General features: G+C 44.3%; 12 protein-coding genes. 8 read left to right on the top strand and 4 right to left on the bottom strand.

Features of this window, described 5'->3' with window-relative positions; translation table 11 throughout:
* The first annotated feature begins 130 nt into the window (after positions 1–130).
* The 4 genes from MKY75_RS18020 (at position 131) to MKY75_RS18005 (ending at position 4,171) form a co-directional block, all read left to right on the top strand.
* Positions 131–628 carry a hypothetical protein gene (locus tag MKY75_RS18020; protein ID WP_029515638.1) on the top strand — a complete coding sequence of 166 codons (498 nt, stop codon included), beginning with the start codon at positions 131–133 and terminating at the stop codon, positions 626–628.
* A gap of 168 nt (positions 629–796) precedes the next feature.
* On the top strand, positions 797–1,507 hold the full coding sequence (locus tag MKY75_RS18015; RefSeq protein ID WP_209949782.1) for a response regulator transcription factor: 711 nt from the start codon (positions 797–799) through the stop codon (positions 1,505–1,507).
* A 2-nt stretch (positions 1,508–1,509) separates the two neighbouring features.
* A complete protein-coding gene (locus MKY75_RS18010; RefSeq protein ID WP_340886154.1) occupies positions 1,510–2,889 on the top strand; it encodes a HAMP domain-containing sensor histidine kinase in 1,380 nt (459 codons plus the stop codon).
* Positions 2,890–3,103: 214 nt separating this feature from the next.
* The gene (locus MKY75_RS18005) at positions 3,104–4,171 is read left to right on the top strand and encodes an ABC transporter ATP-binding protein (RefSeq protein WP_029515635.1); all 1,068 of its coding nucleotides are present in this window, start codon (positions 3,104–3,106) and stop codon (positions 4,169–4,171) included.
* Positions 4,172–4,319: 148 nt separating this feature from the next.
* Here the strand turns inward: MKY75_RS18005 and MKY75_RS18000 are convergent, their stop codons facing one another.
* On the bottom strand, positions 4,320–5,603 hold the full coding sequence (locus MKY75_RS18000; protein WP_029515634.1) for a pectate lyase family protein: 1,284 nt from the start codon (positions 5,601–5,603) through the stop codon (positions 4,320–4,322).
* 380 nt (positions 5,604–5,983) lie between these two features.
* Between MKY75_RS18000 and MKY75_RS17995 the strand changes: the two genes are divergently transcribed.
* Positions 5,984–6,721, top strand: coding sequence for a cyclase family protein (locus tag MKY75_RS17995; protein ID WP_340886152.1), 738 nt, complete (start codon positions 5,984–5,986; stop codon positions 6,719–6,721).
* A gap of 161 nt (positions 6,722–6,882) precedes the next feature.
* On the opposite strand, the gene MKY75_RS17990 is transcribed toward MKY75_RS17995, so the two are convergent.
* Entirely contained in the window at positions 6,883–7,296 is a 414-nt protein-coding gene (locus tag MKY75_RS17990; protein WP_013311418.1) for a DUF4183 domain-containing protein, read from the bottom strand.
* Between the two features lie 446 nt (positions 7,297–7,742).
* Here MKY75_RS17990 and MKY75_RS17985 point away from each other — a divergent pair, with 446 nt between their 5' ends.
* A complete protein-coding gene (locus tag MKY75_RS17985; protein ID WP_080658569.1) occupies positions 7,743–8,384 on the top strand; it encodes a DUF4183 domain-containing protein in 642 nt (213 codons plus the stop codon).
* Here the strand turns inward: MKY75_RS17985 and MKY75_RS17980 are convergent.
* On the bottom strand, positions 8,362–8,541 hold the full coding sequence (locus tag MKY75_RS17980; RefSeq protein WP_238437886.1) for an oxidoreductase: 180 nt from the start codon (positions 8,539–8,541) through the stop codon (positions 8,362–8,364). The genes MKY75_RS17985 and MKY75_RS17980 overlap by 23 nt on opposite strands.
* Positions 8,542–8,823: 282 nt before the next feature.
* On the opposite strand from MKY75_RS17980, the gene MKY75_RS17975 reads away from it, so the two are divergent.
* Positions 8,824–9,408 carry a TetR/AcrR family transcriptional regulator gene (locus MKY75_RS17975; RefSeq protein ID WP_209949784.1) on the top strand — a complete coding sequence of 195 codons (585 nt, stop codon included), beginning with the start codon at positions 8,824–8,826 and terminating at the stop codon, positions 9,406–9,408.
* Positions 9,409–9,482: 74 nt separating this feature from the next.
* Entirely contained in the window at positions 9,483–10,064 is a 582-nt protein-coding gene (locus MKY75_RS17970) for an NAD(P)H-dependent oxidoreductase (RefSeq protein ID WP_029515630.1), read from the top strand.
* Between the two features lie 145 nt (positions 10,065–10,209).
* Here MKY75_RS17970 and MKY75_RS17965 read toward each other — a convergent pair whose 3' ends face one another.
* Entirely contained in the window at positions 10,210–10,539 is a 330-nt protein-coding gene (locus MKY75_RS17965) for a hypothetical protein (RefSeq protein WP_029515629.1), read from the bottom strand.
* Positions 10,540–10,698 lie beyond the last annotated feature (159 nt).

Raw genomic sequence — 10,698 nt, 5'->3', positions numbered from 1 at the left:
CGTGCAGACTCATGTATTTTCTAAATACAGAGCTGCACGCTTTTTCATATACTTTTCACACATTTGCTCCACAATTATGCCGAATTCTCCTGATAAGCTAAAGATACTTTAAAGGAGAGGTGATTCAATCATGAAAAAATGGACTAAAAATGCAGCAGCCGTATTGACCGTAGTAAGTGTACTGGGAGGAGCAAGCAGCGCATTCGCCGCTACAGCAACAACGACTCCAGCGAGCACTGCACCAGTAACCAAAGCTCCTGCGGTTATGACACCAGCTACCAAAACACCGGCAAAAGCACCTGTGACGAAAGCACCTGTGGTAAAAACACCGGTTAAAAAAGCTGTAACAGCTCATAAAACAACAACCAAAGCAAAGAAAGCCCCTGCCAAAAAATCCGTTGCGAAAAAAGCGGCAAGCCACAAAACAAAAGCAGTGAAAGGGCAGCACCGTACAGTTAAACATCATGCCAAAAAACATAATGTTGTTAAACACAAAGCAACAGCTCATAAAACTCGTACACATCATGTCGTAGCTAAAAAAGTGACCCACAAAACTCCAGTTAAAAAAGCAGTCCCAGCAAAAACAGCTCCAAAAGCAGCAGCCAAAGTAGTAACAACCAAGAAATAAGTTTGATGCGTAGTTAGCACTCAGCTCGCCTGGCATATACAGCAGCGATTCATGATAAGAAAGACGGGACCGGGAACGGTATACCCGTCTTTTGTCTATTCTGCTAGGCTTCTGTTAAGCTTAAAGAGAGGATGGAAGCATCCAGAACAACGGCAAGGGGTTAAGGCCATGACAAAAATAGTAGTAGTGGATGACGATGTGTTCATTCTGCAATTAATATCTGAATATTTGAAAAAAGAATCCTACGAGGTGACTTCCTTTTCCAGCGGTAAAACACTGGTAGAGCATATCCGTACGAACCGTCCGGATTGTCTCGTTCTTGATATTATGATGCCTGGCATTGATGGGCTTTCTCTACTGACTCAGCTTCGTGAGTTTACGGAAATGCCGATCATTATGATCTCTGCCCGTGGAGAAGAAAACGACCGTATTCACGGGCTGGAGCTGGGCTGCAGCGATTTTTTGACCAAGCCTTTTAATCCAAGGGAATTGGTAGGAAGGGTCAAAGCGATGCTGAGACTGAGCAAGGCCGGAATGTCTGCATCGGACGATAGGCAAGCGGCAGAAAACGCAGATCTATGCCATGCGGGCAATCTGTGTATTTTTGCTGACTTTCGTAAAGTCACAGTGGACGGACAAGAGCTGAATTTAACCTCACGTGAATTCGATCTGTTGCTGTTTCTTGCGAATCATCTGGAAAGACCTTTTGGCAGGGAACATCTGATTCAGCAGGTGTGGAGCTATGATTTTATAGGTGATGTAAGAGTCGTGGATGATCTGGTCAAACGGATTCGTAAAAAGTTAGCTGAATATCACTCTACGCTCGTCATTAACACCGTATGGGGTTTCGGATATAAAGCAACGGTTCAGGAGTTGTAATCATGCGTACGATGAGAGCTAAAATACTGCTTTCCCTGTCCATTGCCATGCTTATTACCGTCTGTATTACGGTGGTCTTATTCGTCAGGCTTATCGACGACATTCTGGTGAATCAGGCCAAATCCAAGCTTCATGAGCAGGCACGCAAAGCCGTCCATATTATGAGCGATGGAGGCTTTGATCGACTGGATAATGCTGAATTTAACTATGTTATCAAGGGTGTGCTTTTATCTGCCGATTACTTTATTTTAAGCACGGATAACCACATCATCGACTCAAGTGTCTCTGGAATGGAAGGCAAAAAGATCGAACATTTGCTTTTGATCCGCCAGGGATTTTTTGCATCGGTTCATCCGTCTGCCCAGGATCTGACCGCTACACATGAAGGGGTGGCTGTGCTTCAAGGTAAAAAGGTACTGTTTACGAATGAAGAATTGCCCGGACAACCTTTTCGTATTTTTGTATACTCACCCTTATCTTCTTTGAGAGCCCTGTATGTACCGTTAATGAGAACCACATTACTGTCTATCATCGCAGGTTTTTTAGTGATTCTCGTCATTGGTCTGATGGTGGTCTCGCGTCTGGTGCGTCCGCTCAAACGATTGAAGGAGGCGGTTGGCAACTATGAGCCGAATCAGCCGCAGGATAGTGATTTTCCACAGGCGGATAAAAGTGAGATTGGCGAGCTGATCGGCACCTTTCATTCCATGTCCGCCCGTATTCAGCAGCACCATCACGGTCAAATTGAATTTCTACAAAATGTATCTCACGAGCTAAGGACACCGTTAATGTCGATTCAAGGCTATGTATATGCCATTCAGGATCAAGTGGTATCCCAGGACGAGGGACTGAGTATCATCAAAGTGCAGTCCCAGCGGTTAATTGACATGGTGGAAAAGCTGCTGCAGCTATCGAGGCTGGAGGCGCTGAATGAAGAATGGCCTGTCTCTCTGGTTGATCTTAGAAGCATGGCGGAGGATGCTGTTCATCTATTGATGCCGGTGGCTGCTGAACGTTCTATCTCGCTCCGAGTGGAGGGAGAGGGTCTGCATGTGGCCGTTCCGGCCGAGCAATTGTTCCGCATGATATTGAATTTGCTGCAAAATGCAGTTCGGCATACCTCTACGGAGGTTGTCATTCATTTGGAGACAGGGACAACACCGGAGGTTGTATGGGTTATACATGTGGATGATGATGGGGAAGGGCTGACCGAACAAGAGGCAACCGAGGTGTTCGGAAGATTCTATGCGGGCTCGAATGGTGTCACAGGTCTTGGATTAGCTATTTGTCGTCAAATTGCTACCCGGTTGAATGGAGAACTACTCTGCACACGTTCGCCATTGGGTGGAGCACGCTTCAGCTATATCCAGCGCATGTTATAAATGAGTACAAAAATGGTTAAAAATGATCGTTTTTTCGGAGAAACATTTCATTTATCTAACATCGAATGGAAGTTTTTCGGTGATATTTGAGATATAGCTTGACTGGTAGGTACTAAACTGAGTAAAATTAATCGTATATACCTTGACTCATGGACGTCGTTTTTTTAGATAGTGGTCAATAATAGTGATGAATAATAAATGAAAGAGTGATGAGATGAACCGCCTTTTGGAAGTGAAGGACTTAACGATATCTTTCAAGACCCGCCAGGGACTAGTGCAGGCCATTCGTGGCGTAAACTTTCATGTCAATAAAGGAGAGACGCTGGCGATTGTGGGCGAATCCGGCTCAGGTAAAAGCGTAACCTCACAAGCTGTTATGAAGTTGATTCCGACCCCTCCGGGCATTTATCAAAAGGGTCAAATTATGTTTGACGGACAAGAGCTGATTAATAAAACGGAAAAGCAGATGCAAAAAATTCGTGGTAAGGAAATTGGCCTGATTTCTCAGGACCCAATGACTTCACTTAACCCGACGATGAAAGTGGGCAAGCAGATCACGGAAGTGCTTTTCAAGCATGAAAAAATATCCAAGGATGCTGCTCGCAAGCGGGGTATTGAGTTGCTGAATCTAGTAGGTATCCCACATCCTGAACAGCGTTTTAACCAATATCCGCATGAATTTAGTGGCGGTATGCGTCAACGTGTCGTCATTGCGATGGCATTGGCTGCTAATCCGAAACTTCTGATTGCCGATGAGCCGACGACTGCGTTGGACGTAACGATTCAAGCTCAAATTTTGGAACTGATGAAAGATCTTCAGAAAAAGATTGATACTTCCATCATCTTTATTACTCATGACCTCGGTGTTGTAGCGAAGATGGCTGATCGCGTTGCCGTTATGTACGCAGGACAAATCGTGGAAACAGGTACGGTTAATGAAATTTTCTACAACCCGAAACATCCATATACATGGGGCCTTCTCGCCTCTATGCCAAGTTTGGACAGCCATGGTCAGAAGCTGGCAGCTATTCCGGGAACACCTCCGGATCTGCTTCACCCACCTGTAGGGGATGCTTTTGCAGCTCGCAGTTCTTATGCTATGAAAATTGACTTTGAGAAAGAGCCTCCACTCTTTCAATTATCCGATACGCATTTTGTGAAATCATGGTTGCTGCATCCAGATGCGCCAGCGGTTGAGCCACCAGATGCGGTAAAGGCTAAGCTTCGCAAGCTGGATAACGCATTTGAAAAGCCGGTTTTGGTAGAACAATACGGTAGTTAATGTGCGCTATAATTTGTAATTAAACAAATGAAAAATAAAAAAAAGGGCTGTTCTCTCCGTGTGGAATCATTCTACGGAGAAAACAGCCTTTTTGGTGTAAAATCGCAGGTTGTATGCGTCTGCGGTTATTTGTGTTAACGGGCAGTGTTTACAGCTTACCAGAGCCAGCTTGGGAAGTGACTTCTGCCTTCACACTGGCGGATGGGGAAATTTTATCGTTCAGCGATGGTTTCCAGCCTACAGAGGAGCTAAGACCCGCACTGGAGCCTGCATTAACAGCTTGTCCATTCAGGATTGTGCCCGTATCTGACAGGGCAGTTCCACCAAAGACAGTCACGATTTTAGCTGCAGATAAACCGGCAACGTCAATAACATTGTTTTCGGCGAAGATTTTGGAGGATTTACCTGCGCCCCATATATACAGTGAAGGATATTCGGAGCGTTTTACATCACCTGTATAGTAATTGTTGTACAGATGGACTTGTCCATACCGCACGCGTGGTGTGCGTTGTACCGTGTTTTCATAATAATTGTGATGCAGGGTTACACGTAAAGTCCCTTCATCTGCTGTTTTACTGTCGCTGTTGCCAATAATCGATGATTTATCATGATCGTAAAAATGATTGTAAGAAACCGTAACCAGATCGCCCTGGTTAATCACATCGAGAAGCCCATCATGATGCTGGTATTCTTGACCGTAAAAGGAGCCGTTTTGGCTATCTGGGTGAGATCCATCATTGAAGGTATTGTGGTCTACCCATACATGTGTGGCGCCGTTAATTGTAATGCTGTCATATTCCGAATTCCAATTGCCTGTGCTGCCGTCCGTTGGGTCCCATTGAGGAAAATAATCGTAGGCATCCTGGAACTCAATATTACGGATAATGACATTATCTGTCCCTTTTTTTAGTTGAAGGTTCGCGCCGTTAATGACGGCATTGCTACCCTGACCGACAATCGTTGTATTAGAAGGAATCTCAATGACGACACGACTGGCCTGATTTTTTTGTGAAGCCTCACGTGCCTTTTCCAATGTGCCGGACGGAGCCTTTTTACCCCAAGTGGATGGGTCATAAGCTTTGAGGTAGGCGTCAAAATCATATTTAGAGTCCTTGTAATCGTTCAATCCCAACGGCTTGTTATTGTCATCGACGTTGGCGTTGATCGTGCCTTTGACATAAATGATTTTAGGCGTACTATTGCTGTTTTTGCCCAAAGCATCGACTAATTGCTTGCGATTCGTTACGGTGAAAATATTAGAAGAAGAGGCTGCAGCTCCGCCTGTTGTGCCTGTAGAAAAGGCTGCCCAACCGTTTTTGTTACCAAGCGTTTCTTTACCAATATCGCTGGCTGCATGAGCAGGTGAACCAAGAGGGGACAGGGTAGTGAATAGCAGAGCTGCTGCAATTCCGAGTGAAAATCTCTTTTTCATAAAATACCTCCGTATATTGGATGAATAGAGTAGACAAACGAAGGGAGTCCCGGGTGCTCCTGTGGTTTCTACATTTTCTATCATACTTCGTGTTCCAGTATTTGTTAATATAATAAAAGTTACATACTAAAATTTTTGTCGAATTTTTTATATAATTCAATAGACCCCTACTTTTTCCAATCAAGACGTATATGTAATAATGAAAACGTTAACAATCACACGGAATAGGAAATGTATATATGAATATATGGAATTGTTTTTGTGTTTTTTCTCAAAATGTTAACGATTTCAATTTATACATTCTGGAAGGTCGATTTATAGATTTTTGCAGAATCCTCAGGTAAAATGGCTTGTAATAAAGCTGAGGAGGAATGGGCATCATGACAGAGCATTTAGCAGATATCTTGAAGTTGTTGAAGCAAAAAGAGTGGGTAGATTTGTCCCACGCTTTTTATCCTGAAATCCCTCATTTTCCAGTATTCGATAATGTTCAGGTGGATACCCTGTTTACCCACGACGATGGCTTTTTTGTAAAACAATACTGCTTTCCAGGTCAGTATGGGACTCACATTGATGCACCCGTTCATTTTGTGAAGGGCAAACGTTACTTGCATGAGCTTTCATTGAAGGAGCTGGTTTTGCCGCTCGTTGTCATTGACCGTTCAGCAGCCGTTGCAGCCAATTCTGACTATGAACTTACGGTTGCGGATATTTTGGACTTTGAGAAAGAGCATGGACGCATTGCTGATCAGTCCTTTGTCGCTTTTCGCAGTGATTGGAGCAAACGTTGGCCTGATTCAGATGCCTTCTCGAACAAGGATGACGCCGGAGATGCACACTGTCCGGGCTGGTCGCTAGAGGCGCTACGCTTTTTGGTAGAAGAACGAAATGTGGCTGCCATTGGACATGAAACGCTAGATACGGATTCTTCTGTAGCTTATCGCAAAGCTGGCAAGCTGGTAGGGGAATATTACATATTGGAGCAGGATCGGTATCAAGTTGAGGTGCTGACAAATTTGGACAAGTTGCCCCCGACGGGCGCGGTCATATATAATATCGTTCCGAGCATTCAAGATTCCCCCGGATTTCCAGTGCGCTCCTTTGCTATTTTGCCTTAATCATACAGTACCCAGTCATTTGAAAACGATTGTATATTCATCTTGAGCTTAAAAGACCGATTCAGATATCGACATCTGAATCGGTCTTTTCTAGCTTATACGGGGTAATGTACAGTGTGAATGACCGTTCAGTCCATCTTGAATCAAAAGGATGAAACGTCTTAAGTGATAATTGTTACGGTAGGGGCAGAGATGGTGGGCTGAGTTGATATGGTGGAGGTTGTGCCGCTAAAATCAGATATTTCTATGACAGCGGGGACACCTGGTGTAATATCTACAGAGGCAATGACCAGACTTGCCGTGGTCAGGGTGAATAAGGAGCTCTGCTGAATAACTCCATTAATATAATAATTAGCAGAATCAGTAGCCGTTAATGTTGGTAAAGCAACTACTGGAGCGTCGGCGTCATCTACGAAGCTTGCAGCAGGAATAGTTGTTGTTGTTGCTCCGATCATCCCGGCTGTAATTGTTGCAAAAAAACGAGTCACGGCTGGGGTTACAGTCGTGCTTATGGCACCACCAGTTGCTACGGGAGCAGTAGCTACTGCTGTGTACACAGGTTTTATGATGGGCATAGTTTTCATCTCCTTTCTTTACTGGTATGAGCCATTCGGTGGCTCTTAATCAATAAATGATTTCTCAACCTATTCGGAAACGGCATATTAACCTTTCTATTAATAATAGGGTGAATGGAGAAGGCCTATTTTGCTACAAATACAGATGGAAGCGAATACTTGGAATCGGCATCCTACAAATGCCTAAAACCCTAAAGGGGGATATGCATACAATACATAAATAAGCATGTGAGAAGGAGGTGTATACGACTGGTATGAGGAGACGCGATTCATCACTAAGAAGGCAAGGAAAGAGAACCGTACATTGCAAGATCAACAAACGTAAAAAGTGTAAAACAAGTTATTCACTCAAAGGTAGAACAAAAACGGGGTTCCATACCAAAAAGCATCCAAAGCTAATCATGCAACGGAGATGTAGAAATACTCCTACCAAGCGGAGGCGGAGAATGGGCAAGACGGGAAAGCCGGGTGTTCCAGGTTCGGCAGGAGCACAGGGTATTCCTGGTTTGACAGGGAAGCAAGGCGAAGCCGGGTTAACAGGGGTACAAGGTATTCCAGGTTTAGCAGGAGCACAAGGCATACCGGGAACTGCGGGAACACCGGGAGTCCAAGGAATACCAGGAATACAGGGTCCAGCAGGAACACGGGGAGCGCCAGGTCCGGCTGGCGTCCAAGGTAGTTCAGGTGCAACAGGTGCACCCGGCCCTACTGGAGCACAGGGCATAGCGGGCCCAACCGGAGCCCAAGGAATAACAGGCCCAACCGGTCCGGCAGCTGACATTTCAAATATTGAAATTATACCCATAGCCGAGCGATATTTTTATTTTGCACCTGCTACAATTGAGTCTTCAATCACGATTATGGCGGATCAATTTTCTGTAGATGGTGTACAGGAGCCCTTTCAGCGGTTTAATGTCGGAAGCAACAGTTATGCCAATCTATACATTAATGGAATGATACAAGAAAGCACATTGTATAGACTGACACCTGAATCGCTGACGATTCGCCTTAACGAAGGGGAGGCAATTTCCTCCGGCACACCTATTATTGTGGAAATTGTTCAATTTAGTGTGCGAGCCAGTGGATGATACTGTTCGCGGTGAGGCAACCCAGAGGCAGATACAGCTGTTTTTGGGGCAACGAGCCTTTGCGTCCGACATGCCAAAGCTGAAGACCGGCCTTGGAGCTTTGGTTATGGATGGCGTGCACGACTTTTTGCAGCGGGGAAATGTGCTCGTCGCTCATATGCCAAGACTGCCTGAGTCTTTTCCCTGCTGGGTGACTGCATGCACCTTAAGCATAATGAGTCCCGCCTGCCCGAGCGCCCGTTTTATTCGATTACATATCTATTTTATATGAATAAAATGTGGCGATACACGTATCATTAATTGTATTTATGATCATTCACTTATAAAAACATGGTATTTAGGTTTAATACAATATATTTCAAATGAAAGTATGAAGATAGAATGAGCCTGCATAAAAATATAATTTGCATTTTAGTTAGTTATCACTTACTATAATTTTATGAACAAGAAAACACATATAGACAGCAAAAAGAAAGATATTCTGCAGGCAGCGATGTGCTTATTTGCAACCAAAGGAATTGACGGGATTTCAGTCAAAGAAATTGGAGAGGCTGCCGGTGTGACGGATGCCGCGATTTATAAGCATTTTAAGAGTAAAGATGCGATGGCCTTGGAAGTATTTGGGCAGTATTGCAATAGCTACACCACCTTAATTGACTTCTATCGCAAGCAGAGTGGGAACTTCGTTAGTCGTTTCCATCAACTGGTGGATGAAGTGCTGAATATGCATGATGAGGACCAGTATGGTTTGCTTCTACTATCACAGCATCATGAGCTGTATGTTGAAGCAAGCCAGAGCCAGAATGTGCGTCAGCCGCTGGAGGCGTTGACTGAATTCATCGAACAGGGGATTCAACAAGGTGAACTGCCGAAGCAGGATGCTAAGCTATCCGGTGTGCTCATCATTGGAGCTATTACACGCTTGTCCGTATCCAGCCTGGAAGGTGAACTTCCACAGCAGTTGGTTCCATTTGCAACAGAGGTCAAACAACGTTTAACAGCTTTATTAAGTAAAGGTCAGTAGTGACCTTTTCTTTTTAAATATAAAGTTAGTGTTTTCTAACTAAAATCATAATGTGAAGATAGGAAGTGGCTTATATGTCTAAAAAAATATTGGTGATTCAAGGGAATCCAGTCGCTGGCAGTTATGGAGAAGCGTTGGCTCAATCCTATGTAAAAGGAGCGAAGGCTGCAGGAGCAGAGGTTCGTTTGTTGCAGTTATCCGCGTTGGATTTTAACCCAAATCTATTAGGTGGATATCGTAATAAATTGCCGCTGGAACCTGATTTGATCCAAGCACAGGAGTCGATTAAATGGGCAGAACATCTTGTTTTTGTCTTTCCAATCTGGTGGGGCAGCTTGCCTGCATTAATGAAAGGCTTCATTGACCGTACCATTATGCCGGGGTTTGCGTTTAAGTATCAAAAAGGAAAATCCTTGCCTGACAAGCTTCTAAAAGGAAGAACAGCTCGCCTCATTACAACGATGGACGGTCCGCACTGGTACTACCGATTTTTCCAGGGACAGCCTGGGCATCGGATGATGAAGGATTCCACGCTGCATCTATGTGGTGTCAAACCAGTGCGTTCTACGACCATTGATCTTATGAATAAGTTATCGGATCAGCAGCGCAACGATTGGCTGAGCAAGGTGGAGCAGCTAGGTCGAAGCATGAGCTAGGTGTTCCCCTGACCCAAACCCATTGGCCTACAGGTAAACCATAGCGGTATCTGAGCATAATCGACCTGCGAGAAGGAAAAAGACCGCAATGGGAGCAACTAGCTCGCATTGCGGTGTTCGGAATAGCTTATGTTTGCAATCAACGTTAAATAAATATCGATGCAACGATTAAAATAAATCCGATCGCTAGACCGGCAGGGCCCCAATAATGCATAGGGATAAAAAACAGACTGTGCTGGGTTCCCATTCGATAGCGTTGTCCCGTTTCCATATCAACTAGCACTTTGTCCGAGTCGGAGTTGAGTGCTTTCCCCAAATACCAGATAATAACTCCCGACACAATGAACACAAAAGCCATTGGCAGCCGGGAATCTATGGAGTCAAGCCCTAGAGCGGATACTAAACTACCGACAATAACAAATAAAATCCCTGGAATAATAATATTTAAAATACCAAAACCCTTCCAAATAATCACATGAATACTTCCTTTCTAAATTAAAATCCAACATATGTATTTATCGGTTGAAAGAGAGATTTAGTTTACAAAATGACCCATTCAATGGGGAATTTACAATGTGTAAAACTGGAAGAACAAAAAAAGCCGTTTCTCCACATCTTCATAGCCCAGCATAAT

Source organism: Paenibacillus sp. FSL L8-0663 (assembly GCF_038008125.1).
GTDB lineage: Bacteria > Bacillota > Bacilli > Paenibacillales > Paenibacillaceae > Paenibacillus > Paenibacillus polymyxa_D.
Note: the sequence above shows the minus strand (reverse complement) of the source record. Positions and strands in the feature narration are given on the sequence as shown.